This is a genomic window from Enterobacter sp. HK169 (genome assembly GCF_001719105.1).
GTDB classification, from domain to species: domain Bacteria; phylum Pseudomonadota; class Gammaproteobacteria; order Enterobacterales; family Enterobacteriaceae; genus Enterobacter; species Enterobacter asburiae_B.
In genome coordinates, this window is sequence record NZ_CP017087.1 from 2,351,104 (window position 1) to 2,377,365 (window position 26,262).

At 55.4% G+C, this 26,262-nt stretch carries 25 protein-coding genes, 1 other RNA gene and 1 pseudogene; 9 read left to right on the forward strand and 18 right to left on the reverse strand.

Annotated elements, in window-relative coordinates:
- Positions 1-97: 97 nt before the first annotated feature.
- On the forward strand, positions 98-799 hold the full coding sequence (locus EnteroDNA1_RS11115) for a pirin family protein (RefSeq protein ID WP_069303335.1): 702 nt from the start codon (positions 98-100) through the stop codon (positions 797-799).
- An 81-nt stretch (positions 800-880) separates the two neighbouring features.
- Here the strand turns inward: EnteroDNA1_RS11115 and EnteroDNA1_RS11120 are convergent, their stop codons facing one another.
- The 9 genes from EnteroDNA1_RS11120 to EnteroDNA1_RS11160 all read right to left on the reverse strand — a co-directional run bounded on the left by EnteroDNA1_RS11120 (position 881) and on the right by EnteroDNA1_RS11160 (position 11,513).
- Positions 881-1,291 (reverse strand): Spy/CpxP family protein refolding chaperone, encoded by a 411-nt coding sequence (locus tag EnteroDNA1_RS11120; RefSeq protein WP_033146727.1) that lies wholly within the window; start codon positions 1,289-1,291, stop codon positions 881-883.
- A 151-nt stretch (positions 1,292-1,442) separates the two neighbouring features.
- Complete coding sequence (gene pflB / locus EnteroDNA1_RS11125; protein WP_064673355.1) at positions 1,443-3,737, reverse strand: formate C-acetyltransferase; 2,295 nt, start codon at positions 3,735-3,737, stop codon at positions 1,443-1,445.
- A gap of 15 nt (positions 3,738-3,752) precedes the next feature.
- The gene (gene tdcD / locus EnteroDNA1_RS11130) at positions 3,753-4,961 is read right to left on the reverse strand and encodes a propionate kinase (RefSeq protein ID WP_064673392.1); all 1,209 of its coding nucleotides are present in this window, start codon (positions 4,959-4,961) and stop codon (positions 3,753-3,755) included.
- A gap of 30 nt (positions 4,962-4,991) precedes the next feature.
- A complete protein-coding gene (gene tdcC / locus EnteroDNA1_RS11135; protein WP_029739656.1) occupies positions 4,992-6,323 on the reverse strand; it encodes a threonine/serine transporter TdcC in 1,332 nt (443 codons plus the stop codon).
- 9 nt (positions 6,324-6,332) lie between these two features.
- Positions 6,333-7,322 carry a bifunctional threonine ammonia-lyase/L-serine ammonia-lyase TdcB gene (tdcB, locus tag EnteroDNA1_RS11140; protein WP_032640996.1) on the reverse strand — a complete coding sequence of 330 codons (990 nt, stop codon included), beginning with the start codon at positions 7,320-7,322 and terminating at the stop codon, positions 6,333-6,335.
- 100 nt (positions 7,323-7,422) lie between these two features.
- Positions 7,423-8,343 (reverse strand): transcriptional regulator TdcA, encoded by a 921-nt coding sequence (gene tdcA, locus EnteroDNA1_RS11145; RefSeq protein ID WP_069303336.1) that lies wholly within the window; start codon positions 8,341-8,343, stop codon positions 7,423-7,425.
- Positions 8,344-9,149: 806 nt separating this feature from the next.
- Complete coding sequence (locus tag EnteroDNA1_RS11150; RefSeq protein WP_058841632.1) at positions 9,150-9,554, reverse strand: hypothetical protein; 405 nt, start codon at positions 9,552-9,554, stop codon at positions 9,150-9,152.
- A 165-nt stretch (positions 9,555-9,719) separates the two neighbouring features.
- Positions 9,720-11,006, reverse strand: a complete 1,287-nt coding sequence (locus EnteroDNA1_RS11155) for a PAAR domain-containing protein (RefSeq protein WP_231926974.1) — start codon at positions 11,004-11,006, stop codon at positions 9,720-9,722.
- A 9-nt stretch (positions 11,007-11,015) separates the two neighbouring features.
- The gene (locus EnteroDNA1_RS11160; RefSeq protein WP_069303338.1) at positions 11,016-11,513 is read right to left on the reverse strand and encodes a hypothetical protein; all 498 of its coding nucleotides are present in this window, start codon (positions 11,511-11,513) and stop codon (positions 11,016-11,018) included.
- Positions 11,514-11,751: 238 nt separating this feature from the next.
- On the opposite strand from EnteroDNA1_RS11160, the pseudogene EnteroDNA1_RS22180 reads away from it, so the two are divergent.
- A pseudogene (locus EnteroDNA1_RS22180) lies at positions 11,752-12,814 on the forward strand (IS3 family transposase).
- A 226-nt stretch (positions 12,815-13,040) separates the two neighbouring features.
- On the opposite strand, the gene rnpB reads toward EnteroDNA1_RS22180, so the two are convergent.
- From rnpB to garL, 3 genes are all read right to left on the reverse strand, one after another.
- Positions 13,041-13,417, reverse strand: an RNA gene (gene rnpB / locus EnteroDNA1_RS11175) — RNase P RNA component class A.
- 59 nt (positions 13,418-13,476) lie between these two features.
- Positions 13,477-14,367, reverse strand: a complete 891-nt coding sequence (gene garR, locus EnteroDNA1_RS11180) for a 2-hydroxy-3-oxopropionate reductase (protein WP_047060279.1) — start codon at positions 14,365-14,367, stop codon at positions 13,477-13,479.
- Positions 14,368-14,388: 21 nt separating this feature from the next.
- A complete protein-coding gene (garL, locus tag EnteroDNA1_RS11185) occupies positions 14,389-15,159 on the reverse strand; it encodes a 2-dehydro-3-deoxyglucarate aldolase (protein WP_045888055.1) in 771 nt (256 codons plus the stop codon).
- A 374-nt stretch (positions 15,160-15,533) separates the two neighbouring features.
- Between garL and garD the strand changes: the two genes are divergently transcribed.
- Positions 15,534-17,105: a galactarate dehydratase gene (gene garD, locus EnteroDNA1_RS11190; protein WP_069303340.1), complete on the forward strand. Its 1,572-nt coding sequence runs from the start codon at positions 15,534-15,536 to the stop codon at positions 17,103-17,105.
- A gap of 153 nt (positions 17,106-17,258) precedes the next feature.
- Here garD and rsmI read toward each other — a convergent pair whose 3' ends face one another.
- A complete protein-coding gene (gene rsmI, locus EnteroDNA1_RS11195; RefSeq protein ID WP_023309315.1) occupies positions 17,259-18,122 on the reverse strand; it encodes a 16S rRNA (cytidine(1402)-2'-O)-methyltransferase in 864 nt (287 codons plus the stop codon).
- Between the two features lie 62 nt (positions 18,123-18,184).
- Here rsmI and EnteroDNA1_RS11200 point away from each other — a divergent pair, with 62 nt between their 5' ends.
- Genes EnteroDNA1_RS11200 through dolP form a run of 4 tightly spaced genes read left to right on the forward strand, consistent with a single transcriptional unit; the run spans position 18,185 to position 21,912 of the window.
- Positions 18,185-20,362 (forward strand): penicillin-binding protein activator, encoded by a 2,178-nt coding sequence (locus tag EnteroDNA1_RS11200; RefSeq protein ID WP_069303341.1) that lies wholly within the window; start codon positions 18,185-18,187, stop codon positions 20,360-20,362.
- Positions 20,320-20,715 carry a YraN family protein gene (locus EnteroDNA1_RS11205; protein ID WP_025756731.1) on the forward strand — a complete coding sequence of 132 codons (396 nt, stop codon included), beginning with the start codon at positions 20,320-20,322 and terminating at the stop codon, positions 20,713-20,715. Before EnteroDNA1_RS11200 ends, EnteroDNA1_RS11205 begins: the two co-directional genes overlap by 43 nt.
- A 21-nt stretch (positions 20,716-20,736) precedes the next feature.
- A complete protein-coding gene (gene diaA, locus EnteroDNA1_RS11210) occupies positions 20,737-21,327 on the forward strand; it encodes a DnaA initiator-associating protein DiaA (RefSeq protein WP_003861754.1) in 591 nt (196 codons plus the stop codon).
- 9 nt (positions 21,328-21,336) lie between these two features.
- Positions 21,337-21,912 (forward strand): division/outer membrane stress-associated lipid-binding lipoprotein, encoded by a 576-nt coding sequence (gene dolP, locus EnteroDNA1_RS11215; RefSeq protein ID WP_029739641.1) that lies wholly within the window; start codon positions 21,337-21,339, stop codon positions 21,910-21,912.
- Between the two features lie 67 nt (positions 21,913-21,979).
- On the opposite strand, the gene EnteroDNA1_RS11220 is transcribed toward dolP, so the two are convergent.
- Both EnteroDNA1_RS11220 and EnteroDNA1_RS11225 read right to left on the reverse strand, forming a co-directional pair.
- Positions 21,980-23,017 (reverse strand): permease, encoded by a 1,038-nt coding sequence (locus EnteroDNA1_RS11220; protein WP_069303342.1) that lies wholly within the window; start codon positions 23,015-23,017, stop codon positions 21,980-21,982.
- Positions 23,018-23,057: 40 nt separating this feature from the next.
- Positions 23,058-23,702 (reverse strand): NAD(P)H-binding protein, encoded by a 645-nt coding sequence (locus tag EnteroDNA1_RS11225; protein WP_033146736.1) that lies wholly within the window; start codon positions 23,700-23,702, stop codon positions 23,058-23,060.
- 128 nt (positions 23,703-23,830) lie between these two features.
- Here EnteroDNA1_RS11225 and EnteroDNA1_RS11230 point away from each other — a divergent pair, with 128 nt between their 5' ends.
- Entirely contained in the window at positions 23,831-24,349 is a 519-nt protein-coding gene (locus EnteroDNA1_RS11230; RefSeq protein ID WP_048981198.1) for a type 1 glutamine amidotransferase domain-containing protein, read from the forward strand.
- Here EnteroDNA1_RS11230 and EnteroDNA1_RS11235 read toward each other — a convergent pair.
- A complete protein-coding gene (locus EnteroDNA1_RS11235; RefSeq protein ID WP_048974680.1) occupies positions 24,329-24,763 on the reverse strand; it encodes a YhbP family protein in 435 nt (144 codons plus the stop codon). The genes EnteroDNA1_RS11230 and EnteroDNA1_RS11235 overlap by 21 nt on opposite strands.
- A 14-nt stretch (positions 24,764-24,777) precedes the next feature.
- Between EnteroDNA1_RS11235 and EnteroDNA1_RS11240 the strand changes: the two genes are divergently transcribed.
- Positions 24,778-25,107, forward strand: a complete 330-nt coding sequence (locus tag EnteroDNA1_RS11240; RefSeq protein ID WP_023309323.1) for a GIY-YIG nuclease family protein — start codon at positions 24,778-24,780, stop codon at positions 25,105-25,107.
- On the opposite strand, the gene EnteroDNA1_RS11245 is transcribed toward EnteroDNA1_RS11240, so the two are convergent.
- Together EnteroDNA1_RS11245 and ubiT are read right to left on the reverse strand one after the other, a co-directional pair.
- Positions 25,094-25,597: a GNAT family N-acetyltransferase gene (locus EnteroDNA1_RS11245; RefSeq protein WP_023309324.1), complete on the reverse strand. Its 504-nt coding sequence runs from the start codon at positions 25,595-25,597 to the stop codon at positions 25,094-25,096. The genes EnteroDNA1_RS11240 and EnteroDNA1_RS11245 overlap by 14 nt on opposite strands.
- The gene (ubiT, locus tag EnteroDNA1_RS11250) at positions 25,591-26,115 is read right to left on the reverse strand and encodes a ubiquinone anaerobic biosynthesis accessory factor UbiT (protein ID WP_029739636.1); all 525 of its coding nucleotides are present in this window, start codon (positions 26,113-26,115) and stop codon (positions 25,591-25,593) included. Before ubiT ends, EnteroDNA1_RS11245 begins: the two co-directional genes overlap by 7 nt.
- Positions 26,116-26,262 lie beyond the last annotated feature (147 nt).

A 26,262-nucleotide genomic window follows, 5' to 3' on the forward strand; every position in this document is an offset into this window, starting at 1 on the left:
TCATTCAGGAAATTTGAACATACCGGGCAGAATATCTGGCTAACAATGCAGCGTCCATACCTTTACCATTGTTTTAGTGTAAAGAGAGGTCAAGTTTATGATTACGACAAGAACAGCTAAACAGTGCGGACAAGCCGATTTCGGTTGGCTGCAGGCCCGCTACACCTTTTCCTTTGGACACTACTTTGACCCTAAACTCCTCGGTTACGCTTCACTGCGCGTGTTAAACCAGGAAGTGCTCGCCCCGGGCGCCTCCTTCCAGCCGCGTACGTACCCGAAAGTCGATATCCTGAACCTGATCCTGGAAGGCGAGGCAGAATACCGCGATAGCGAGGGCAATCATGTCCAGGCAAAGGCTGGCGAAGCGTTGTTAATTTCCACGCAGCCGGGCATCAGCTACAGCGAGCATAACCTCAGCAAAGACAAAACGCTGACCCGTATGCAGCTGTGGCTGGACGCCTGCCCCGAGCGGGAAAATCCGCTGGTACAGAAGTTAGATTTAACGGGCGATAAGCAGCAGCTGATTGCATCGCCGGACGGCAGTAAAGGTAGCCTGCAGCTGCGCCAGCAGGTGTGGCTGCACCATATCGAACTGAAGAAAGGTGAACAGGTGAGCTTCCAGCTTCATGGTCCGCGCGCCTATTTGCAGTCTATTCACGGTACGGTACATGCGGTGACGCACACGGAAGAGAAAGAAGCGCTCACCTGCGGCGACGGGGCGTTTATTCGTGATGAAGCGAATATCACCCTGGTGGCGGATACGCCGCTGCGCGCGCTGCTGATTGATTTGCCGGTTTAGAGAATGCTCTCACCCTAACCCTCTCCCAATGGGAGAGGGAACCGATCGAGCCACGGCAGAATCATCCGGCGCCGTAAGAAATCACTCTGCCAGCGCGTTAGCCATATCGGTTCTAATCTGCTTACGCTGTTCCGGCGTCAACACCTGGCTGACGTCGAAGTAATATTTCACGCGGTAATAGCGGGTCTGCTCTTCAATTTTGCTAAAGGCGGCAAGCTGGCTTTTCACCGTGCTTTCGTCCCATTTACCCGCCTGGAACATGTCGATCAGCGCGCCGTCCTTCACCCCCGTCATCGGGATCTTGCTGACATTTTGTTCCAGCTGCTTATGCAGATCTTCAATCTTTTTAACCTGCTCATTGCTGAGCTTCAGGTGCTGTACCAGCGGATCCTGCGAGGGAGACGGGGCAGCCTCAACGTTCGCGGCCTGTGCCGTAAAACTGCACGCTGCCAGCGAGGCGGCGACCAGCGCAATACGGGTCATTTTCATCATCTTACTGTCCTTACATGCTGTGATAGGGAAAAGCAGGCGTATTGTTTTTCAAGAGCGGATGAATATGTGTGAGTAATTATATAAACAATTTTGTATGTTTAGCGGGCAAAAAAATACCCCCAGGGTGAGGGGGCATGAGACCTGAATGTCGTCAGATAGATTGCGTAAACGTCCTCGAAATCACATCCTGCTGCTGCTCGCGCGTCAGGGCGTTAAAACGCACCGCATAGCCTGAAACGCGGATCGTCAGGTTCGGGTAATTCTCGGGATGCGCGATGGCATCGAGGAGCATTTCCCGGTTCATGACGTTGACGTTCAGATGCTGCCCGCCCTCAATGGACGCTTCGTGATGGAAGTACCCGTCCAGCAGCCCCACCAGGTTGGTTTTGCGCACCAGCTCGTCCTTGCCCAGCGCCTGCGGCACGATGGAGAAGGTGTAGGAGATCCCGTCTTTCGCGTAGGTGAACGGCAGCTTGGCCACCGACGTTAGCGAGGCCACGGCCCCTTTTCTGTCGCGGCCGTGCATCGGGTTCGCGCCTGGGGCAAACGGCGTGCCGCCGCGGCGTCCGTCCGGCGTGTTCCCGGTCTTCTGGCCGTATACCACGTTGGAGGTGATGGTCAGGATCGACTGGGTTGGCACCGCGTTGCGGTAGGTTGGCAGCGCCTGAATTTTCTTCATAAAGCGCTCCACCAGGTCGCAGGCGATGCTGTCCACGCGGTCGTCATTATTGCCGTACTGCGGATAGTCTCCTTCAATCACGAAATCGACCGCCAGCCCGGTATGGTCACGCACCGGCTTCACCGTGGCGTATTTAATGGCCGACAGGGAGTCCGCGGCTACCGACAGCCCGGCAATGCCGCAGGCCATGGTGCGATAGACGTCCCGGTCGTGCAGCGCCATCAGCGAGGCTTCGTAGCTGTACTTATCATGCATGTAGTGAATGAGGTTCAGGGCGCTGATGTACTGCACCGCCAGCCAGTCCATAAAGTGATCGAGGCTCGCCATCACGGTGTCGTAATCCAGCACGTCGTCCAGCAGCGGCTCGGTTTTCGGGCCGACCTGGATCTTCAGCTTCTCGTCCACCCCGCCGTTGATCGCGTACAGCAGCGTTTTGGCGAGGTTGGCGCGCGCGCCAAAGAACTGCATCTGCTTGCCGATCACCATCGGGCTGACGCAGCAGGCAATGGCGTAGTCGTCGCTGTTGAAGTCCGCACGCATCAGATCGTCGTTCTCATACTGCAGCGAAGAGGTGACGATCGACACCTGCGCGGCGTATTTCTTGAACGCGATCGGCAGTTGTTCTGACCAGAGGATCGTCAGGTTCGGCTCCGGCGCAGGCCCCATTGTGTGCAGGGTATGCAGATAGCGGAAGCTGTTTTTGGTCACCAGCGTGCGCCCGTCCAGCCCCATGCCGCCGATCACTTCCGTCGCCCAGATCGGATCGCCGGAGAAGAGCGTGTCGAACTCCGGCGTGCGCAGGAAGCGCACCATGCGGATCTTCATGATGAAGTGATCGATCAGCTCCTGCGCCTGGACTTCATTCAGGCGCCCCGCCTGCATGTCGCGTTCAATGTAGATATCGAGGAACGAGGCCGTGCGCCCCAGCGACATCGCCCCGCCGTTCTGGGATTTGACCGCTGCAAGGTAGGCAAAATAGACCCACTGCACCGCTTCCTGGGCGTTCATCGCCGGACGTGAAATATCAAAGCCATAGTTCGCCGCCATCTGCTGGATCTGTAGCAGCGCGCGCCTGTGCTCCGCCAGCTCCTCACGCAGGCGGATCGTGGCTTCCAGATCTTCACCGCGCTCCAGCCTGCCCTGCAGATCGGCAAACTGAAGTTCGCGCTCGCGCACCAGATAAGCGATCCCGTATAGCGCCACGCGGCGATAGTCACCGATGATGCGTCCGCGCCCGTAGCCGTCCGGCAAACCGGTCAGCACGCCGGATTTACGGCAGCGCATCATCTCCGGCGAATAGACGTCAAACACGCCCTGGTTGTGGGTTTTGCGCAGGTCGGTAAACAGGTATTCGAACTGCGGATCCATCTCCCGGCCATAGGCTTCGAACGAGCTGCGGATCATGTTGATCCCGCCATAAGGATGCAGCGCGCGCTTGAGCGGCTTATTGGTTTGCAGGCCGACGATCGTCTCCAGATCCTGGTCGATATAGCCCGGCCCGTGGGCCGTAATCGTGGTGGCGATGTTGGTGTCGAAATCCACCGGGGCGTGGGTGGCATTCTCCTGGCGAATGCCGACCATTACCTTCTGCCACAGCGCCGTCGTTGCTGGCGTCGCCTGCGCGAGGAAAGCTTCATCGCCTTCATAAGGGGTGTAGTTATGCTGAATAAAATCGCGGACGTTGACGGCGTTTTTCCATTCTTCACCGCGAAACCCGGCCCATGCGTCGCTGTAGGGCGCGACGCCCGTATCAATTGTTACTTTCATGTGTTTCTCGCTTTATCAGGCGTAAGCCGCGGCCGGGGTAACCTTTCCAAGACGGAGGGCGTCCAGCGCGATCATTTTTTCTTCGTTGGTAGGGATAACCGCGCAGGCCACGCGGGACGATTCGGTGGAGATCACGCGTTCTCCCGCGCTCCCCGGCAGGGCATTTTTGGCGTCGTCGAGGATGATGCCGAAGACTTTCAGATGTTCCGCCACCAGCGCGCGGACAAGCTTCGAGTTTTCGCCAATGCCGCCGGTAAAGACCACCCCATCCAGGCGATGCAGCGACGCCGCGTGTCCGGCGATATGACGCGCAATGCGGTGCACGAAGGTGCGGATAGCCAGCTGCGCACGCTCGTTGCCTTCGTGCCAGGCTTTCTCCAGCGCGCGTAAATCGGAGGAGATACCGGAGATCCCCAGCAGCCCGGACTCTTTATTGACCACGCGCTCCAGATCCTCGAACGACTGGCCGGTCTGCTGGGCAATCCACGCCATCGCGCCGAAGTCCACATCGCCGCAGCGCGTCCCCATTACCAGCCCTTCCAGGGGCGTCATCCCCATCGAGGTATCGACGCTTTCGCAGTTGCACACCGCGCAGATGGACGCCCCGTTGCCGAGATGGGCAATCACCAGGCCGCTGTCGTCGGGGGACAGCCCGAGAAGCGTATGCGCCTGTGCGGCCACGTAGCGGTGAGAGGTGCCGTGGAAGCCGTAGCGGCGCACACCCAGCTCTTCAAAATAGCGGTACGGCAATCCGTACAGATACGCCTGCGGCGGCAGCGTCTGGTGGAAGCTGGTATCAAATACCGCGACCTGCTGCACGCCCGGGAACAGGCGCTCTGCGGCTTCCACGCCGCTCAGGTTGGCATAGTTATGCAGCGGTGCCAGCGGGGAGACCTGGCGAATCTGCGCGATCGCCTCTTCCGTGATCAGGGTCGACTCGCTGAAGAGGTTTCCCCCGTGCGCAATGCGGTGGCCAATTAAGGCCACGCTGCTCATCAGGTTACGCTTCTCCAGCTCCAGGGCGATGGCAGCCAGCGCCCCTTCGTAGTCCTGGTGAGCCAGTCTGGCCGGCTCACCCCCGTTCACGGAAATAAAGGCCTTCTCGGTGTTGATCCCGTCTGCTATGCCCGTCATCAGGGCATCGCAGCTGCTGGCGTCGAGCACCGAAAACTTAACAGAGGACGATCCGCAGTTAATAACCAGTACAACCGGAAATTCAATCATCATGTGACTCCGCTCTTCCTGAGCAATGGGTTAGAACAGTTTGTAAACGATATTCAGAATGGTCAGCAGGCCGACCGCGGTAACGAAGATGTTCTCGGTACGCCCTTTGTACTTCGCCAGCGCCGGTGCTTTGCGGATGGCATACATCGGCAGCAGGCAGAGCAGAGAGGCAATGATTGGTGCGCCCATGGCTTCAATAAGGTCCAGAATGTTCGGGTTAGCGTAGGCCACAACCCAGGTGGAGCCCATGATGAACACCATGCTGATGGTGTTCAGCTTGCCAACGGAGACTTTCTTCTTATCGCCCTTGTAGCCGAACTTGAGGATCAGGCCGTTCAACCCTTCCAGCGTGCCCAGGTAATGACCGAAGAAGGATTTGAAGATAGCCACCAGCGCGATGATGGAGGCACCGTATTCCAGTACCGTCGCGAACGTCGATTTGGTTCCTGACATTGACGCAAAGTGGTTCGCCAGGTAGGAGAGCACCGGAATGTTCTGCGCCTTGGCGTCCGCCATGTTCTGCGGAGAGAGCGTAAACAGGCAGCTAAAGGCGAAGAACATCACCACGGCCACCATCAGCAGGCTGGCGCGACCGATGATTTTGGAACATTTCTGCTCGGTGAACGCTTTGCCGAACTCCGGTTCGTACTCTTCGCGCTTGGAAACCACAAACGAGGAGACGATAGGCGAGAAGTTGAAGGAGAAGACCATGATGGAGATACCCAGCCACACCGTGACCAGAATGCCGTCATGACCGGTAAAGGCGATATCGCTCAGGTTGACCTGGTCAATCACTGCCGAGTTCCAGTAAGGGATCAGCGACAGGGAAATCAGCACAAGGCTGGCGATAAACGGGAACACCAGGAAGCTCATGACCTTCACCATCAGGTCTTTACCAAACCAGATAACAAAGGCCATCAGCAGCAGCAGGAACAGCGCCACCACGCCGCGGTTCAGCGCAGGCAGCTGGAGCTGGTTTTCCCAGAAGGTCATAAAGGTGTTGGTAATGGTGACGCCGTAAATCCACAGCAGCGGGCAAATGGCGAAGAAGTAGAGGAAAGTGATCACCACCCCACCGGTTTTACCAAAGTGCTCTTCCACCGTTTCGGTGATGTTGCCGGAAACGTTGCTCCCGGAGAGGCACAAACGCGCCAGCGCGCGGTGGCAGTAAAACGCAATCGGGAACGCGAGAACCAGCATCAGCAGAATAGGGATCAATCCACCAAAGCCTGCGCGAATGGGAAAGAACAGCACGCCTGCGCCAATGGCGGTACCAAACAGGCCGAGCGTCCATGTGGTATCAGACTTACGCCAGGAGGACGTTTTTGTCTGGCCAACGATAATGCTTTCTGTGTTGCTCATAGGTCACCTTTATGCGTCAACGAAGCCGGTAATTTGGGAAACACGGGAGAGATCGATATTGCCGCCGGAAATAATGCAGACGGTTTTACGACCCTGAATATAGTGGTCAAGCTTGCCGCTTAATAACGCGGCACAGGCCAGCGCGCCGGCACCTTCCGTCACCACTTTATTTCGCTGAATAAGCGCAATCATGCTGTCGCGAATGTTGTCTTCGCTGACCAGCACAATGTCATCAACCAGCTCGCGAACAATTTCGAACGGTAAATTACCGGGACGAGAAACATCACAGCCGTCGGCCAGCGTGCCGGTAACGCGATGGCTCATTATTTCTCCGGCCTGATACGATGCCGCCATGCCGTGAACATTTTCTGACTGCACGCCGATGATATTAATGGTGGGGTTGATGGATTTAATTGCCGTCGCAATCCCGGCAATTAAACCGCCGCCGCCGATAGGCACAATAACGTTATCCACGTCGTATAAATCTTCGAGAATTTCCAGACCGATGGTGCCCTGCCCGGCAATCACTTTGGCGTCATCGTACGGCGGAATAAAAATACGCCCTTCCATCTCGACGATTTCGCTGACTTTAGCGATGGTGTCGTTGAAGTTCTCGCCGTGCAGCACAACTTCCGCCGAGTAGTCCCGCGTCGCGGCCACTTTAGACTTCGGCGCGCCCATCGGCATCACCACTTTGCCGTCGATGCCAAGCATCGCGCAGGAGAGGGACACACCCTGCGCGTGGTTTCCCGCGGAGCAGGCGACAACGCCTTTGCGTTTTTCAGCGTCGGTCAGCGAGCTTAATTTGTTAAACGCGCCGCGGATCTTAAACGAGCCGGTACGCTGCATGTTCTCAAACTTCAGGAATATTTCGCCCTTGCAGCGTTCGCTAAGATAATTCGAGCGCGGCATACCTGTTTTATATATTTTTCCTGCCAGTCGTTTTCTGGCGTCCTGAATATCTTCAATCGTTACCGGGAGATCGTAGGTAATATGCATAATATCCTCGTTATAATAATTCATTCTTTTCGGGCAAAGTCAGGGTATCAGAGCATTACAGAGATAAGCTCTGGGTGTTTTTAAATTGATTACTCATTATTCATCGTCGTCTTTCGATATTCATCGACGAATACTGTTTTGCCAGCTCAACTAATACTGACGCCGATTTTTTAATCCTGTAATTTTTTGACCACACGGCGGCATAACGCGCCACGGGTAATTCATCTTCTACGGGCAACACAATAAACTGTTCAGAACCGAACGGTGCAATCATGTCGCGGGGAATCACCGTCAGATAATCGGCATTCAGGACAAGGTTATAAATGGTGACGACAGAATCGGTCTGGACGATGTTTTCGATGCTGATGTGGTTGTCTTGCAGGGTAGTCAGAAGTTCTTTGTAGTAGCCCATATCGGTTTGCGGCATCACCCACTGCTCGTGCGTGAGCGATGCCAGTGTCGTCGGGCCGGTGCACGTTCGCGTTTTGCTGGCGACCAGCACAAATTCGGACTCAAACAGCGGTTCGACGTGCAGATCCTGCAGCAGCATTTCATCACTCAGCGTGCCGATAGCGAAATCCAGACGACCGTCGCGAATAGCCGGAAGGAAAGAGGAGAGCTGGGCTTCATACATCGAGACGCGTGCTTTCGGGAACACTTCCTTGAATTTTTTGATCATCTCGGACAGGAAGGTAAAGCCGATCAGCGACGGGTAGCCAAAGGAGACGTCCATGACGGTGCTGAAACTCAGGCTGTTAATCTCACTCACCATGTTTTTCATTTCGCGGGTGATCGACTCAGAGTACGAGAGCAGAACCTGGCCCGCGGCGGTGAGTTTTACGCCGGTGTTTTTACGCACCATCACTTCCACGCCGAAGTAGGACTCAATATCGCTGATGATTTTGCTGACGGCGGGTTGCGTCAGGCCAAGTTGTCTTGCTGCAGAACCTATGGAGCCACTTTTAATGACTTCCTGAAATACCACGAGGTGCTGTGTTTTCGGTAGAATAATAGTGTTCATAATATTCTGCGCTTATTTCCCTATGACGGAGCGAATTCTACCTAATAGTGTTTAAGGGGGTATGTGCTGTCACTCACAATTTGCTTTTCCGCACGTTTTACAGGAACAATGACAACCAAAAAACCTATTTATTATCAATAAGATGAATAAGTAAGGCCACACCATTACGCTGATATCGATCAATAAAATCAGTAGTAATAAATTTATTTTATGGCGATAACCTTGATAAATTTTCCAGCGTTAAAAAAATCAATAAAGACGATCTTTCAGTCAATTAAAGACCAATAAATAACCGCTATTTGTTTGAAACATTCTTTCAGTTTATTAAATTTTTCCGACGCGAATTTTCAGGTTTGCGGAAAAGAGTGGAATGCGTCACATATTCACGGGAGAAATGTATTTGATTTCAATATATGCATATCAAACGCGAAAAGTTTCGGGATCATAAAGGTAACAAACATAACAAATCATCAATACTAAAAATCGCGCGTTTTTTAGCGTGAAATTTTGTGATGGCGATCGTCTACAGATGCAGGAGCGATACGGAAGGGATAAAAACAGTGAAATGTGCTTAATGTCGCAAATATGAGAATTGATGTCGTTTGTCCGGCGCTGCGCTTACCCGGCCAGCAACACCCGGAAAGCAAAAACCCCGCCGAAGCGGGGTTTTTTAAGAAGTTGAAGCTGACCGATAAGGCGGCTTCGTTCATCTGTACGTCAGGCATCTACGGCGCTGGAGTTGCCTTGTGTCGCAGACTGTATCTCACTTCGTGTGACAGATTAAAGCTCTACAATGGACGCGCCTTTCACACCCAACCGTGTTTTATTGCCAGCATCAAAACCCCAGCAATGACAAAAAATACTATACTAATCAGACCAAGAAATGCTTCTACATAGAAAGGCCTGATAATCCTTTTTGGTAATCCCCGGATGAAGTCTTTATCATCATTTTTGGTCAGTATTGAGCTTTTATTCCACAATAGCGGCATGATTATAAACTGCGTTTTTATGCCGTATGCGCCCTTGAAGTAAAGTGAGTTAACGTTCTCGAACAGTAGTACCGCATCGGGAAGGCTGCCGAATTTCTCTTTGTATAGCAGGCAGATCTCCTTAAATCTCTTCCTGTTCAGAAGTGAGGCTATGACGCTGGCTGCCAAGAATAATAAGCCTATAAGCATAATTATTATAAAAATCATTTTTATATCAATCATTGCTGGTTACCTCATAAAGGCCTAGTTTTTCACCAATCAACTCGCCAGTAGTCCCGGACAATTCGCTTAGAGCTTTATCAGTTCCGTATGCTATCCCCCCACTAACCCCAATCGTACAAAGTAGTGCTCCAGCACCAGCAGCTTCAATGGTTGCAGCCCCCAGCACTACTGCACAGATTGAACTTGCTGCGCTTCCCTGGAGAATTCTACTTGCCAAAGCCCCCCAGCTAAGCTACCTGCAAACTCCCCAATGGAAGTAAACGACGTTTTCGCACAATCTCGACCCACAGTGCAGGCTTCGGTGATCTTTGCGGCAGTATCAAAGGCAGACAGACCAATGCCGATCTTCCCGGCTGTTTCCATCCACTTAACGTACTTCGCCAGCTTCTCAATGTGGGTGGCGTAACCTTCAATATCGCTTACGCCTGTTTCGTTCCACCGTTGAGTGATTGAACGGCTGGAAAGGCCGAGAGCGCTTTTAAGGTCGGTGTATTCGCTGAACATGAAGCGATGTTTCATGAACATCTTCAGCACGCTATCGAGTTGACCAAACAACCGACTGCGCTCAACGTAAAATTGTTCACCGATCAGCGTGCCGCTGGTGATGTATTGGTTCTTATATGTTGTCTCAATCTCGACAAGGATTTTTTCTATCCTCTCGAAATATCCCTTCGCTGCTTCCGTCGCTCTTCCTGCATTTCCGGCAGCATCGTTTGCAGTAGTCGCAGCGGCTGCAAACATCTCAATGGTGTCTTTGTGTTTGAAAAGAAAGTTGGCCTGCTGGATTGAGAGCGGCGCTAATGCTGCATCAATCCGCTGTTTTGCGGCCTGCATATGAGCGATTTGCTTTTCATCCTGCTTATTCGGGTCAACCACAAGCATGATGGCCCCTGCTTTGTACCGTTCGTCTGCACCGTTCAGCGTAGCGAATAGCTCCTTGGCTCCTGCTGGCGGATTCTCAGTGAATAGCAGACGTTGCCCGGCTTCTGTAGTGCCTCCGTAGGGGAGAACGGCAAAACCTGCGTCTATGCCTGTTTTCTTTTTCGCTGTCTGGGCGTGTTGTTCTGGTTCTGCTTGCGGCTGTTGAGATGCAGCAAGAGCGGCTGCTGCGGTTGCCGCTTCTGCCAGATACCTTGCTGTTGCCTGAGAGGGGGATTCACCTGGGCCGATCCATCCCAAAGGGGCTATGATACGGTTAGATCCAGAGGGGCAGCCACATAAAACGACGCCCCTGTCCACGGCTACAGGGATCTGGTGAATTGTGCGGTGTGACTCACCTTCAACAACTTTTCCTTCTTTGCCGCATTTCGGGCAAGCTGTGGTCTTATCACCCAGAACAATCGGGCGACGACCAAGAATGTTACCGCAAGAAAGTGAGGGGATTAGTTTTGCGCCAGTTGTAGTCTGATCACCAAATAACGCCATTCCACGACCTAAAACGTTTGGACGCATTCCCCCCATTTACGCCACCTTTGCAACAGTCAGGAAATCATCTGGCATTAATTCACCCTCGCGGAAAGAGAACATCAATCCATAATCAGGGGTGCTGATAATTTGATCTCCGTTATCAAGTAAACTACCAACCAGCGCGATCCCTTTACCTTCCCATTCGCTTAACTGTCCGGCGCTGGTGATAATGGTAGCCTTAGTCCCGTCTGGATAGGTCACTGTTGCACCTTCTGTAACCATGCTGACCCATTGACCATTATCGAGTTGGACTTTCATGCCCTGACTCGGATCCGGATTAGATTCATCGACAACGCCACCCCGAAGAGTAAGACTTCCGGCAACCGCTGCACGATAGATGGCTGTGATGGGATGGTGTCGGGCATATTCTTGCTGTTCGATAATGAGATTGCGGGCTTCCACATTCATTTCCGACAGTTGCTGGTCGGTATAACGGGGAGCATCGAAAGACGCTATGACCGATGAAGTGAGTTCGTTGGTGTACTGTTGCATAAGTCCCTCTGCTTGCTGGGAATTTTTCTGTGCTCGGACACATTGTACAAATAACACTCATGCTCCGGAAGTTGTTTTCCATAAAAGTGAAACTATGTTTTAAAATATTCTTTAGGTGAATATTTCCTGTGATTTCATTCGGCTTGTGAAGCATTGAAACTTTTGCTGTACGGACTGAATCGCTATGGGTTTAACAGACACCTCAGAGTCATTTAAAATGGCTTAAAGAGAGGTGCACATGAGCAGTAAGCGTTATCCTGAAGAGTTTAGAATTGAAGCAGTCAAACAGGTTGTTGATCGTGGCTATTCTGTTTCCAGTGTCGCAACACGTCTCGATATCACTACCCACAGTCTTTATGCCTGGATAAAGAAATACGGGCCGGACTCTTCCACCAACAAAGAGCAGTCAGATGCTCAGGCCGAGATCCGCCGACTCCAGAAAGAGCTGAAGCGGGTTACTGACGAACGGGACATATTAAAAAAAGCCGCGGCGTACTTCGCAAAGCTGTCCGACTGAGGTACGCCTTTATCCGTGACAACTCCTGTTGTTGGCCTGTTCGCCTGCTCTGTCGGGTGCTGAATGTTCATCCGAGTGGGTTTTACACCTGGCTTCAGCAGCCGCATTCACCACGGCATCAGGCGGATCTCAGACTGACAGGACAAATCAAACAGTTCTGGCTGGAGTCCGGTTGCGTTTATGGCTATCGCAAGATCCATCTCGACCTGCGAGATAGCGGGCAACAATGTGGGATTAACCGGGTCTGGCGGCTGATGAAGCGTGCCAGTTCAACCCGAAAGTACCGGATGAACGCTGGGTAACGGACATAACTTACATCCGAACCCACGAAGGCTGGCTGTATCTGGCCGTAGTTGTTGACCTGTTCTCGCGCAAAGTTATCGGCTGGTCAATGCAACCCCGGATGACAAAAGATAGTGTTCTGAATGCGCTTTTGATGGCCGTGTGGCGACGTAATCCCCAAAAACAGGTGCTGGTTCATTCTGACCAGGGTAGTCAGTACACAAGCCATGAGTGGCAGTCGTTCCTGAAATCACACGGTCTGGAGGGCAGTATGAGCCGTCGTGGTAACTGTCACGACAACGCAGTTGCAGAAAGCTTTTTCCAGCTACTGAAGCGTGAACGGATAAAGAAAAAGGTCTACGGAACACGGGAAGAAGCACGCAGCGATATTTTTGATTACATCGAAATGTTTTATAACAGTAAGCGTCGGCATGGTTCGAGCGATCAAATGCCACCGACGGAATATGAAAATCAATATTATCAACGACTCGGAAGTGTCTAGATTATCCGTGGCGATTCATATAAACCTTGCCCTACTGGCTGAATCGCAACCCAGAGACATGCGATAAAAACCGCCTGAAGGTAGTCGGAAATGAAGGAAGTAACGGTTGCCACGCTTTAGGATATTCGGGATGGAACAGCCGTTGGTGTGCCTCGTTTGTATCACAGTCTGTGTCACATTTTCACCTAGAAAGGGCTGAGACACACCAACGTATTGTTTTAGAAGAAGTTGAAGCTGACCGATAAGCCGGGTTCTGTCGTGGACAGTCATTCATCTAGGCCAGCAATCGCTCACTGGCTCAAGCAGCCTACCCGGGTTCAGTACGGGCCGTACCATGTGAACCCCTATTTGGCCTTGCTCCGGGTGGAGTTTACCGTGCCACGGACTGTTACCAGCCGCGCGGTGCGCTCTTACCGCACCCTTTCACCCTTACCTGATCCCGCTTGCGCGGGCCATCGGCGGTTTGCTCTCTGTTGCACTGGTCGTGGGTTTCCCCCCCAGGCGTTACCTGGCACCCTGCCCTATGGAGCCCGGACTTTCCTCCCCTCCGCCCGTCTCCCCCGAAAGGGACGACGACGAAGCGGCGACTGTCTGGTCAGCTTCGGCGCGCAGTATAGAGGGTTTGCGCGCCGCTGTCACCCTCAGGTGTGGGCAAGGCGTGATTAACGCGCCACTTCCACCTTCGCCAGTTTTTCGTAGTAGCACGCAATCGCGCTGTGATCGGCCGTGCCCAGGCCATCCGCACGCAGCGCCTGCATCATCTCCATGACCGCCGCGGTCAGCGGCAGCTGTGCGCCTACGCCGTGTGACGTATCCAGCGCGTTCGCCAGATCTTTAATGTGCAGGTCGATGCGGAAACCGGGTTTGAAATTACGATCCATCACCATCGGCGCTTTGGCATCCAGTACGGTACTACCCGCCAGACCGCCGCGAATGGCCTGATAGACCAGATCCGGGTTGACGCCCGCTTTGGTTGCCAGCGTCAGCGCTTCGGACATGGCGGCAATGTTCAGCGCCACAATCACCTGGTTTGCCAGCTTGGTCACGTTACCCGCCCCGATGTCTCCGGTATGCACCACGGAGCCCGCCATGGCTTTCATCAGGTCGTAGTATCTATCGAAGACGGCTTTATCTCCGCCGACCATCACCGACAGCGTGCCGTCGATCGCTTTCGGCTCACCGCCGCTGACCGGCGCATCCAGCATATCGACGCCCTTCGCTTTTAACGCCTCGCTGATTTCACGGCTTGCAAGCGGCGCAATAGAACTCATATCAATCAGCACCAGGCCCGGCTTCGCACCGTCGATAATGCCGTTCTCACCCAGCGCAACCTCTTTAACATGCGGGGAGTTGGGCAGCATGGTGATGATGACATCGCACTGCTCGGCAATGGCCTTCGCGGTGGTGGCCGTTTCAGCGCCCGCCGCTATCACCTCTGCCACGGCCTGCGGATTGTGATCGGATACCACCAGTGAGTAACCCGCTTTGATGAGGTTCTTACTCATTGGTTTACCCATGATCCCCAGGCCAATAAAACCCACTTTCAGCGTCATAATCTGTTTCCTCAATGATGGTTATTTTTTAAAAGCGTCGGCTAATTTCTGCGTGGCCGAGCGGAAGACCCCGAGGTCGCTGCCGACGGCAACAAACGTGGCTCCCCACTCCAGATAGCGACGGGCGTCAGCCTCAACCGGCGCCAGAATGCCGCACGGTTTGCCGTGAGCTTTAGCGCGGGCAAAAATGTGCTGGATCGCGCGCTGCACGTCAGGGTGGCTGGCATTACCCAGATGGCCAAAGGCGGCCGCCAGATCGCTCGGGCCGACGAAGATACCGTCCACGCCGTTTGTGGCTGCAATCGCGTCAACGTTATCAACGCCCTGCTGGCTCTCGATCTGAACCAGAATAGTGATGTTGTTATTGGACTGCGCGAAGTAGTCCGGCACGGTGCCAAACATATTGGCGCGATGCGAAACGGAAACACCGCGGATCCCTTCTGGCGGATAGCGCGTTGAGGCTACGGCCAGGGCCGCTTGTTCTTCCGTCTCCACAAACGGGATCAGGAAGTTGTAGAAACCGATATCCAGCAGGCGCTTGATAATCACCGGCTCGTTAGTTGGCACGCGCACCACCGGGGCGCTGAGGCTGCCTTTCAGCGCCATCAGCTGCGGAATAAAGGTGCTGATATCGTTCGGCGCATGTTCGCCGTCCAGCACCAGCCAGTCAAAACCTGCCAGGCCCAGCACTTCGGTGCTGATTGGGTTTGCCAGCGCGGACCAGCAGCCAATCTGAATCTGGTGTGCCGCGAGGGCCGCTTTAAATTTATTCGGGAAGATATCGTTACTCATCGTATTTACCTTTTTTATTCCGCAGCCTTTTTCAGTATCATTTTATTTATTCAGACACCGCACCAGCATTATATTTATTATTCTGACGTATTTTGGCGTTATAAAATCGTCATTCAGTATAAAACGCAACCCACGACCGCACATTGTTTTAATGCTCAAGCATTGCGTAACATTTCAATGAATTTTTATGCGTATGCACAAGGCGCTGGGCGCTAATGCACAGAATCAGGCATTACCGGTTCTGGAGCGATCGCGATCACATTTTCATATCCCCTATGCTGACATGCTTTATTTCTGAAAGCCGCGTATTTATTTCTACCATTAGAAAATTGGCTGAATTTATTATCAGACACTTTGCTGGAGAATACTGAACAATGGCCGACATTGAAATTCAACAGGCATCGCCGACGGCGTTTTATATAAAAGTCTACGACACCGATAATGTGGCGATTATTGTCAACGACAATGGCTTAAAAGCGGGCACCCGCTTCCCGGACGGGCTGGAACTGATTGAGCATATTCCACAGGGACATAAAGTCGCCCTGGTGGATATCCCTGCTAACAGCGAAATCGTACGTTACGGTGAAGTCATCGGCTATGCCGTTCGCTCTATACCGCAGGGCAGCTGGGTTGAGGAGTCGCTGGTGGCGCTGCCGGAAGCGCCGCCGCTAAACACGCTTCCTCTGGCGACTCGCGTGCCGGAACCGCTTCCTCCGCTGGAGGGCTATACCTTCGAAGGCTACCGCAACGCGGACGGCAGCGTCGGCACCAAGAATCTGCTCGGCATTACCACCAGCGTGCACTGCGTGGCGGGCGTAGTGGATTACGTGGTGAAAATCATCGAACGCGACCTGCTGCCGAAATACCCGAACGTCGACGGCGTGGTGGGCCTGAACCACCTCTACGGCTGCGGCGTGGCGATTAACGCACCCGCTGCGGTAGTGCCGATCCGCACCATTCACAATATCGCCCTGAACCCGAACTTTGGCGGCGAGGTGATGGTCATCGGTCTGGGGTGTGAAAAATTGCAGCCAGAGCGCCTGCTGCAGGGCACCGAAGATGTCAAAGCCATTCCGGCAGACGAGGCCAGTATCGTGCGCCTGCAGGACGAACGCCACGTGGGTTTCCGCTCAATGGTCGACGATATCCTGCAGGTGGCAGAGCGCCATCTGGATAAGCTCAACAAGCGCCAGCGCGAAACCTGCCCAGCGTCTGATTTGGTAGTGGGCACCCAGTGCGGCGGCAGCGATGCCTTCTCCGGCGTAACGGCCAACCCGGCGGTGGGCTATGCGTCCGATCTGCTTGTTCGCTGCGGTGCCACGGTCATGTTTTCCGAGGTAACCGAAGTGCGTGACGCCATCCATCTGCTCACGCCGCGCGCCGTTAATGAAGAGGTCGGCAAGCGCCTGCTCGAAGAAATGGCCTGGTACGATAGCTATCTCGATATGGGCAAAACCGACCGCAGCGCCAACCCGTCTCCGGGGAACAAAAAAGGCGGCCTGGCAAACGTGGTGGAAAAAGCCCTCGGGTCGATTGCCAAATCCGGCCAGAGCGCGATTGTGGAAGTGCTCTCTCCGGGCCAGCGCCCGACGAAACGCGGCCTGATCTACGCGGCAACGCCGGCCAGCGATTTCGTCTGCGGCACGCAGCAGGTGGCGTCCGGCATCACGGTACAGGTCTTTACCACCGGGCGCGGCACGCCGTACGGCCTGATGGCGGTGCCGGTGATCAAGATGGCGACCCGCACCGAGCTGGCAAACCGCTGGTATGACTTAATGGACATCAACGCGGGTACCATCGCCACCGGGGAAGAGAGCATTGAGGACGTGGGCTGGAAACTGTTCCACTTCATTCTGGATGTCGCCAGCGGGCGGAAGAAAACCTTCTCGGATCAATGGGGATTACATAATCAGCTGGCGGTGTTCAACCCGGCACCGGTGACGTGATTTTTCGCACCACATCTATCCCGCATTTAGGTAACCCGCCGGACACGCCGCAAACCTTACAGGTTGAGGCGATACCTGTTAACTGAAAGACGCATAACGATCTGCAGGCCGGGTTAGGCGCAGCCGCCACCCGGCAAAACAGGCGGCAGGGGCTTACTCCCCCTGCTGCTCCAGCGCATGCTTATACAGCGCATTTTTCTTCACGCCGTGAATTTCCGCCGCCAGCGCAGCGGCCTTCTTCAGCGGCAGTTCCGCTTGCAGCAATGCCAGCGTGCGCAGCGCGTCGGCAGGGAGCGCGTCTTCCTGCGCCTTATGCCCTTCGACGATCAGCACCATTTCACCCTTGCGGCGGTTTTCGTCTTCTTTCACCCACGCCAGCAGTTCACCCACTGGCGCACCGTGAATGGTTTCCCAGGTTTTGGTCAGCTCGCGCGCCAGCACCACGTAGCGGGCTTCTCCCCAGACGGTCACCATATCTTCCAGGCTCTCCAGCAGGCGGTGCGTGGATTCGTAGAAAATCAGGGTGCGCGGTTCCGCTTCCAGATCTTTTAACACGTCACGGCGGCCTTTGGATTTGGCAGGCAGGAAGCCTTCATAGCAGAAACGGTCAGACGGCAGACCCGCGGCGCTCAGCGCAGCAATGGCAGCGCACGGCCCCGGCAGCGGCACAACGCGAATACCGGCTTCACGACAGGTACGCACCAGGTGATAGCCGGGATCGTTGATCAGCGGCGTACCGGCGTCGGAGACCAGGGCAATGTTCTGCCCCTCTTTCAGCTTCGCCACCAGCGTTTCGGCTTTTTGTTGCTCATTGTGATCGTGCAGAGCAAACAGACGGGCGTTAATCGCGAAATGTTGCAGCAGCAGACCGGTGTGGCGGGTATCTTCAGCAGCAATTAAATCAACAGCTTGCAGTACAGTGAGCGCACGTTGGGTAATATCAGACAAATTCCCGATAGGAGTAGGTACAATATAAAGCTGGCCTTGAGAATTATCTGCCGTTTCGTGTTGTTTCATTGTTTCGTCCGTATTGCCGATTTAATATTGAGCATTGCGTAAAAAAAATCACTGGATACAGTATGGTACCGTTAACGTTTCTTCGAAAAAAAGCCACGCGCAGCGTGCCGCTTCTGCTGGCAGCCCTGATCTTTGCAGGCTGTGGCACCCAGGCACCTGACCAGAGCACCGCCCATCTTCAGGGGTCTGCTCAGGCTGATTCTGGCTTTTATCTGCAACAAATGTCGCAGAGTTCAAATGATACCAAGACCAACTGGCAATTACTCGCCATTCGTGCACTGCTGAAAGAGGGTAAAACCCAGCAGGCAGCCGAACTGTTTAACCAGTTGCCAAAAGATCTTAACGACGCCCAGCGTCGTGAGCAGAGCCTGCTCTCTGCCGAGCTGAAGGTCGCGCTGAAAGATTACGCCGCCGCGAAGAAGATCCTCGGTGACATTGACGTGAGCGCGCTGGATAAAAATCAGCAGGCTCGCTTCTGGCAGGCGGGCATTACCGCTGAGCAGGGGCGTCCTTCTCTCACGCTGCTCCGCGCCCTCGTCGCGCAAGAGCCGCTGCTCGGCGGTGCCGATAAGCAGAAAAATATTGATGCCACCTGGCAAGCGCTTGCCTCGATGACCCAGGAACAGGCGCAGGCGCTGGTCATCAACGCCGATGAAAACGTCCTGCAGGGCTGGCTGGATCTGCAGCAGATGTGGTTTAACAACCGCAGCGATCCAAAGATGCTGAAAGCCGGTATTACGGACTGGCAGAAGCGCTACCCGCAAAACCCGGGGGCGAAAATGCTGCCAACCCAGCTGGTAAACGTGCAGAACTTTAAGCCAGCGTCCACCAGCAAAATCGCCCTACTTCTGCCGCTCAACGGCCAGGCGGCGGTGTTTGGCCGTACCATTCAGCAGGGCTTTGAAGCCGCGAAAAACGGTACCACTTCGGTAACCGGCAGCGCGGTTCCCGCGCAGGCGGCCCAGGCGGCTAACGTGAATGATGTGGTCAGCCCGTCCGCAGCGGAGACCAGCGATCTGACCACGGCGCAAGCGCCGGCACAGGGTACGATGCAAAACCCGGTGACGGCCCCGACGTCGCCTCCGGCTACAGCAGCACCTGCTGCGGCAGCCCCGGCTACTACAGCACCAGCGACTCAGGCTCCGGCCGAGACGCAAGTGGCACCAGCACCTGAAGCGACAGCAGAACAGCCTCAACCGCAGCCTGCACAACCCGCAGCCCAGCCTGCCGTTCAGCCGCAGGCCGTGGCAACCACCAGCGCCAACCCGGGCGCTGAGGTGAAAATTTACGACACCAGCTCGCAGCCGCTTGACCAGGTTCTGGCGCAGGTTCAGCAGGACGGGGCGAGCATCGTTGTCGGTCCGCTGCTGAAAAACAACGTGGAAGAGCTGATGAAGAGCAATACCACGCTGAACGTGCTGGCGCTCAACCAGCCTGAGCAGGTTCAGAACCGGGCCAATATTTGCTACTTCGCGCTTTCCCCTGAAGATGAAGCCCGCGATGCGGCGCGTCACATTCACGAGCAGGGTAAGCAGGCTCCGCTGCTGCTCATTCCTCGCAGCGCGCTGGGCGATCGCGTGGCCAACGCCTTTGCCGATGAGTGGCAGAAGCTCGGCGGTGGCGTGGTGCTGCAGCAGAAATTCGGTTCCGTCTCTGAACTGCGCGCGGGCGTAAACGGTGGAGCGGGTATCGCGCTCAACGGCAGCCCTGTCACCGCGAGCCTGCCGCAGCAACAGGGCGTGACGATTGGCGGCCTGACGATCCCTGCCCCGCCTACCGACGCGCAGATTAGCGGTGGCGGCAAAGTGGATGCGGCCTATATCGTTGCCACGCCTCAGGAGATCGCCTTTATCAAACCGATGATCGCGATGCGTAACGGCAGCCAGAGCGGCGCAACGCTCTACGCCAGCTCGCGCAGCGCGCAGGGCACCGCAGGCCCGGATTTCCGTCTGGAAATGGACGGTCTGCAGTACAGCGAAATCCCGATGCTGGCAGGCAGCAACCCGGCGCTGATGCAGCAGGCGCTGAGTACCGTACATAACGATTATTCGCTGGCGCGTCTGTATGCGATGGGTGTCGATGCATGGGCGCTGGCGAACCACTTTACCCAGATGCGTCAGGTGCCGGGCTTTGAGCTTAACGGCAACACCGGCGATCTGACCGCGACTCAGGATTGCGTGATCAACAGGAAGTTATCATGGCTCAAATACCAGCAGGGGCAAATCGTCCCGGCCAGTTAAGCCGTAAAGAGACCGGCGATGCGTGGGAGTTAAAGGCGCGTCGCTGGCTCGAAGGCAAAGGACTGCGCTTTATCGCCGCTAACGTCCGCGGGCGCGGCGGCGAAATTGATCTGATCATGAAAGAGGGTCAGGTCATCGTGTTTGTAGAAGTCCGTTTTCGACAGTCCTCCCGTTTTGGCGGTGCTGCCGCCAGCGTGACGCTCGCCAAACAACATAAATTATTACAGACTGCCCACTTGTGGCTTGCCCGCCATAATGGGAGCTTTGATACTGTGGATTGCCGGTTCGATGTGATAGCCTTCACCGGAAATGAGATCGAATGGCTTAAAAACGCTTTTGGCGAAGACGCATAATTAAGATTTAAAAGGGATAACGTGCTCGAAAGAATTAAAGTGTGCTTCACAGAAAGCATCCAGACTCAGATTGCCGCGGCGGAAGCCCTTCCGGATGCTATCTCGCGTGCCGCAATGACGCTGGTGCAATCCCTGCTTAATGGCAACAAAATCCTCTGTTGTGGCAACGGCACGTCAGCCGCCAACGCACAGCATTTTGCTGCCAGCATGATCAATCGCTTTGAAACAGAACGCCCGAGTTTACCCGCCATTGCACTTAATACCGATAATGTGGTCTTAACGGCGATTGCTAACGATCGTCTGCATGACGAAATTTACGCAAAGCAGGTGCGAGCCCTGGGTCATGCGGGAGATGTGCTGCTGGCCATCTCCACGCGCGGCAACAGCCGGGACATTGTCAAAGCCGTTGAAGCCGCCGTCACCCGCGACATGACCATCGTGGCCTTAACCGGCTATGACGGTGGTGAGCTGGCGGGTCTGCTTGGGCCGCAGGATGTGGAAATCCGCATTCCTTCTCACCGAAGCGCGCGTATTCAGGAGATGCATATGCTCACGGTGAACTGTTTATGTGATTTGATCGATAACACGCTTTTCCCTCACCAGGATGATTAAGGAGTTCTTATGAAGGCTTTATCGACCCTCGCAGTCCTTATGTCTGCATTACTGCTTCAGGGATGTATCGCTGCGGCCGTTGTGGGTACCGCCGCGGTAGGCACCAAAGCGGCAACCGATCCACGCACCGTGGGGACACAGGTGGATGACGGTACGCTGGAGCTGCGCGTCAACAGTGCGCTGTCGAAAGACGAACAAATCAAGAAAGAAGCGCGTATCAACGTGACGGCTTATCAGGGCAAAGTGCTGCTGGCAGGCCAGGCGCCAAATCTGGAGCTCGCCTCGCGTGCGAAACAGATTGCGATGGGCGTCGAAGGGACCACAGAGGTGTTTAACGAAGTGCGCCAGGGCAAGCCAATTGGCCTGGGTGACGCCTCTTCCGATACCTGGATCACCACCAAAGTGCGTTCCCAGCTGCTGGGCTCGGACCAGGTGAAATCCTCCAACGTGAAAGTGACGACTGAAAACGGCGAAGTGTTCCTGCTGGGTCTGGTGACCGACCGTGAAGGGAAAGCGGCGGCGGATATCGCCAGCCGGGTGAGCGGCGTGAAGCACGTCACCACCGCGTTTACTTACATCAAATAAAAAAAATCCCCTCGCTTGAGGGGATTTTTTTGTAGGCCCGGTAAGCGCCAGCACCACCGGGCTTTTTTTACATCAACGCAATACTGCCCACAATCACCCCGCTCAACGCCACCAGCCCTGCGGTCAGCCACAGCGCTTTCGCCGGGAACGACTTACGCAGCATGATAAGCGACGGCAGGCTGATCGCCGGCAGCGTAATCAGCAGCGCCAGCGCCGGCGCGGTACCCATACCGGCCAGCATCATGGTCTGAACAATCGGGATCTCCGCCGCCGTTGGGATCACAAACAGGCAGCCCGCAACGGCCATCGCAATGACCCACATCAGCGTGTTGTCGATAGCGCAATCCGCATGCGGGAAGAGCCAGACGCGCGCCGCCCCCAGAACCAGTACCGCCAGGATATAGACCGGGATGGTGCTCCAGAAAAGCTGCCATAGCGCCCTGCCCCAGCGCGCAAAGAAGCCCCCCTGCGGCTCGCTGACGTCCAGCTCAACGGCTGCGGGTTCTGCGGCAGTATCCTTCACCAGTTTTTGCACCAGCGTCGCCACCACCAGCACGGTCAGCAGCCCGGCAACCAGGCGGATGAACGCGAAATGCCAGCCCAGCACAAAGCCCATAAACACCAGCGTCGCCGGGTTGAGCAGCGGGTTCCCCATCCAGAACGCCAGCGCGCCGCCCATCGATACGCGCTGACGGCGCATCCCTGCGGCCACAGGCGCGGCGCAGCAGGAGCACATCATGCCCGGCAGGGAGAAAATCGTTCCCAGCAGCGTGCCCTGAAAGCGCGGCTGCCCGAGGGTTTTCACCAGCCAGTTACGGGGGATAAGCACCTGAATCAGCGAGCCCAGAATGACGCCTAAAACGGCGGCCTTCCAGACGGCAAGGAAGTAGACCATGGCATAGTCCCACGCCGCCTGCAGCGGGCTGGAATCAGCCTGAGCGAGAATAGATTTACCGATGCTGTGCGTTTCGGCGGCGGTGAAGGCTTTGCCGTAGTACGGCTGCCATTTCACGTACCAGAGGCCAACAATGACCACGAGAAAGAAGAGTGCGGGCTTCCACCATTGGACAGGTGTTGCCGCCTGAGATGAAGACTGACCAGTCATAGCATTCCCCGGAGAGTATTAGGTTATTAGCCGGGGGAGTTTACGCCTCGCCTTGCGCGATTTCACGCAGTTTTGCCGAAGGGATAATGTTAACACCCGCTTTCGACGGGGCCAGCCCCTCTTTTAGCATCGCGCGCGCGACGTCCCGCGCCTCGATGGATTTCCAGTTGCCGGGAAGAATGCGAAACAGCGGGGCAAATATCGACTCGTTAAACCGGCGTTCGTCCCGGTGGCCGATCAGCATCGAAGGGCGCACAATCGTCAGCTGTTCCCATTTCTGCGCTATCAGCGCATCCTCCATCTTGCCCTTCACCTTGTTGTAGAAGAAAGGCGATCCGGCACTGGCGCCCAGCGCGCTGACCACCAGAAAATGTTTGGCGCCCAGCTTTTTCGCCGTGAGTGCGGTATCCACCACCAGCGTATAGTCGGCGTGGATAAAGGCCTCTTTGCTGCCCGCCTCCCGCCGCGTGGTGCCCAGACAGCAAAAGGCGATATCAATGGGATCCTGCACCTGCGCCAGCGCGTCGGTCAGCTGAGGATCGTGCGGATTAAAGACGCCGGATAAGTCCGCCAGCGGTCGACGCGTCGGGGCGGCGATATAGTTCACGCGGCGATCCTGAATCAGCAGCCGCAGCAGATGATCGCCCACTAACCCGGTAGCACCCGTAATCAATACCTGACTCATCTTTTCCCCTTTACAGAATTGTCCGTTTGCGAACTCAGCGTCGTCGACCACACTTAGAAGTCTGTTACAGGTAAGTATTTACCACAAACGGAGAAAAATCAGTCTGAAGCCAAAACAACGGAGGAAGCATGGGCAAGAAAATCGCAGTCTTGATTACCGACGAGTTTGAAGATTCAGAATTCACCTCTCCAGCAGAGGCGTTCCGCAAGGCGGGACATGAGGTCATCACCATTGAGAAAGAGGCGGGTAAAACGGTGACAGGCCATAAGGGCGAGGCGACCGTGACCATCGATGAGAGCATTGATAACGTTAGCCCCTCAGATTTCGACGCTCTGCTGTTACCCGGCGGCCATTCCCCGGATTCCCTGCGCGGGGACGAGCGCTTCGTGACCTTCACCCGAGACTTTGTCTCGACCGGCAAACCGGTCTTTGCCATCTGTCACGGCCCGCAGCTGCTCATCAGCGCAGAAGTGGTCCGCGGGCGAAAGCTTACCGCCGTGAAACCGATCGTTATCGATCTGAAAAACGCGGGGGCCGAGTTTTACGATCAGGAGGTGGTCAACGACAAAGACCAGCTGATCACCAGTCGTACCCCGGACGATCTCCCGGCGTTTAACCGCGAAGCGCTACGCCTCCTCGGCGCGTAACCAGTGCAGCTTCTTGCCAAAGCCCAGGGTGTTGTCGGTAAATTTCAGCTCATCGAGGCGGATTTCCCACACCGGGGCTTTTAGCGCAGCGGCAACGGGAAAGCGGCGCGTGTAGAGCTTACGGCGCGCGTCGCTCTCTTCACCATCCAGACGACGGATCTCCCCTTTAAACTGCACGCCGCGGATCAGCGCGACCGTTTTCGGCTGGCCGTTTACCGTGCCTGCCACCTTTGCCTGCTGGCCGGTCATCTGCGCATGACGCGTTTTGTCTTCACTCATGACATAAAAAGCCACGCGCTCAGGGTCATAGTAGTAAAACGCATTTGCGCACCACATCTCACCCTCGTCACAGACGCACCAGGTGACAACATGCTGCTTCGCCAGCCAGCGGTTAATGGCGGCCAGTGTTTCCATTTTCGTTCTCTCTCATGCTATGGTGCGTTCACCTTAACATACTGAATCCGTTTACCGTGTGCTGGTTTCTCTATCTTGTCCGAACCGCTGATAACGCCCTCTACACCGGGATCACCACCGATGTGGCGCGGCGTTTTTTACAGCATCAAACGGGGAAAGGGGCAAAGGCGCTGCGGGGGAAAGGGGAATTACAGCTCGCCTTTTCAGCGGCGGTCGGCGACCGATCGCTGGCGCTCAGGCTGGAATACCGCATCAAGCAGCTGACGAAGCGCCAGAAAGAGCGCCTCGTGACCGGAGACGGCTCCTTTGAGGCGCTGCGCGAGAGCCTGATTAAAAGCGATTGAAATGGTCGTGATACTCGACCAGGCCATTGACGCCGTTGAGCGCGTCGTCCGCCAGTCGATGGACCTGGAAAGCGGATTCCGTACCCGGCCAGCGGCAGCGCAGATCGTAATGCGCGGCCTGCTCAAAGCCTAAACGGCCATAGAACGCCGGATCGCCCAGCGTGACCACGGCGGCATAGCCAAACTCGTTGAGCGAGTCCAGCCCTTCATAGACCAGCTGGCGCGCCAGACCTTGCCCGCGATAGCTTTCATCTACCGCCAGCGGCGCCATGCCTACCCACTGCAGCTCTTCGCCCTGAACGATGACCGGACTGAAGGCAACATAGCCCACCACCTGACCTTCGTCATCGGTGGCAACCAGCCCCAGCGTAATCAGGCCGTCTTCGCGAAGGTCGTGGACCAGTTGGGCTTCGGCATCGCTCGCAAAGGCGCGGCGTAACAACGCATCGATCCCCGGCGCATCAATCCCAATTTCGACTCGAATCAGCATGGCTCACCTACTGAAGTGTGTTTACCGTCCGGCGGGGTTTTCAGCCCGGCCTCAACGAAATCTGCCATTTGCATTAACATCACGCGCAGCGCTTTCGGCATCTGCTCCAGCTCAATGGCATCCATTAAATTCTTCACGTACAGGCCCAGCTCCGTGTCGCCTTCAATTACCAGACGGCGCTGGAAGAAGAGCGTATCCGGATCCTGCTTGCGCGCGGCGATCATCAGCAGATCGCTGGCGTTGGCGCTAAAGCTCACATCCGCGTCGGCGGATTCGCGTACGATCAGCTGGTCATTCTCAACGGAGGTAAACCAGCGCAGCCCGATGTCACGCACCTCAATGCTTAACCAGCGGCCTTCCAGGAACTCCAGCTCGCCGTCCTGCAGCGCCTGGCGGAACTGCCAGCTCAGGACCTGCTCCAGCACCTGGCGTTTTAGCGCGAACGGCGCCAGCTTGACCGGCACGCTCAGCATTGATGGTCCAAATTGTACGAGACGTGAACGCAGTTTATCCAGCACGAGCTTTACTCCCTGATATCTATAGTCCTGCTATTTTGCCATATCCGAAGCACAACATAGCGGCGTAAATCAACAAACCGTCGTCCGTCGTACCTCATTATTGGTGCCATCAATACGCCATTAGCTGCCTTAAATCAAAAATTGTCG

Excerpts from the sequence above, each read along its gene's own strand:
- EnteroDNA1_RS11115 (WP_069303335.1), top strand. The coding sequence starts at position 98 with ATGATTACGACAAGAACAGCTAAACAGTGCGGACAAGCCGATTTCGGT.
- EnteroDNA1_RS11120 (WP_033146727.1), bottom strand. The coding sequence starts at position 1,291 with ATGATGAAAATGACCCGTATTGCGCTGGTCGCCGCCTCGCTGGCAGCG.
- pflB (WP_064673355.1), bottom strand. The coding sequence starts at position 3,737 with ATGAAAGTAACAATTGATACGGGCGTCGCGCCCTACAGCGACGCATGG.
- tdcD (WP_064673392.1), bottom strand. The coding sequence starts at position 4,961 with ATGATTGAATTTCCGGTTGTACTGGTTATTAACTGCGGATCGTCCTCT.
- tdcC (WP_029739656.1), bottom strand. The coding sequence starts at position 6,323 with ATGAGCAACACAGAAAGCATTATCGTTGGCCAGACAAAAACGTCCTCC.
- tdcB (WP_032640996.1), bottom strand. The coding sequence starts at position 7,322 with ATGCATATTACCTACGATCTCCCGGTAACGATTGAAGATATTCAGGAC.
- tdcA (WP_069303336.1), bottom strand. The coding sequence starts at position 8,343 with ATGAACACTATTATTCTACCGAAAACACAGCACCTCGTGGTATTTCAG.
- EnteroDNA1_RS11150 (WP_058841632.1), bottom strand. The coding sequence starts at position 9,554 with ATGATTGATATAAAAATGATTTTTATAATAATTATGCTTATAGGCTTA.
- EnteroDNA1_RS11155 (WP_231926974.1), bottom strand. The coding sequence starts at position 11,006 with ATGCGTCCAAACGTTTTAGGTCGTGGAATGGCGTTATTTGGTGATCAG.
- EnteroDNA1_RS11160 (WP_069303338.1), bottom strand. The coding sequence starts at position 11,513 with ATGCAACAGTACACCAACGAACTCACTTCATCGGTCATAGCGTCTTTC.
- garR (WP_047060279.1), bottom strand. The coding sequence starts at position 14,367 with ATGACGCTGAAAGTGGGTTTTATTGGCCTGGGGATCATGGGTAAACCA.
- garL (WP_045888055.1), bottom strand. The coding sequence starts at position 15,159 with ATGAGTAACGATATCTTCCCGAATAAATTTAAAGCGGCCCTCGCGGCA.
- garD (WP_069303340.1), top strand. The coding sequence starts at position 15,534 with ATGGCCGACATTGAAATTCAACAGGCATCGCCGACGGCGTTTTATATA.
- rsmI (WP_023309315.1), bottom strand. The coding sequence starts at position 18,122 with ATGAAACAACACGAAACGGCAGATAATTCTCAAGGCCAGCTTTATATT.
- EnteroDNA1_RS11200 (WP_069303341.1), top strand. The coding sequence starts at position 18,185 with ATGGTACCGTTAACGTTTCTTCGAAAAAAAGCCACGCGCAGCGTGCCG.
- EnteroDNA1_RS11205 (WP_025756731.1), top strand. The coding sequence starts at position 20,320 with ATGGCTCAAATACCAGCAGGGGCAAATCGTCCCGGCCAGTTAAGCCGT.
- dolP (WP_029739641.1), top strand. The coding sequence starts at position 21,337 with ATGAAGGCTTTATCGACCCTCGCAGTCCTTATGTCTGCATTACTGCTT.
- EnteroDNA1_RS11220 (WP_069303342.1), bottom strand. The coding sequence starts at position 23,017 with ATGACTGGTCAGTCTTCATCTCAGGCGGCAACACCTGTCCAATGGTGG.
- EnteroDNA1_RS11225 (WP_033146736.1), bottom strand. The coding sequence starts at position 23,702 with ATGAGTCAGGTATTGATTACGGGTGCTACCGGGTTAGTGGGCGATCAT.
- EnteroDNA1_RS11230 (WP_048981198.1), top strand. The coding sequence starts at position 23,831 with ATGGGCAAGAAAATCGCAGTCTTGATTACCGACGAGTTTGAAGATTCA.
- EnteroDNA1_RS11235 (WP_048974680.1), bottom strand. The coding sequence starts at position 24,763 with ATGGAAACACTGGCCGCCATTAACCGCTGGCTGGCGAAGCAGCATGTT.
- EnteroDNA1_RS11240 (WP_023309323.1), top strand. The coding sequence starts at position 24,778 with ATGCTATGGTGCGTTCACCTTAACATACTGAATCCGTTTACCGTGTGC.
- EnteroDNA1_RS11245 (WP_023309324.1), bottom strand. The coding sequence starts at position 25,597 with ATGCTGATTCGAGTCGAAATTGGGATTGATGCGCCGGGGATCGATGCG.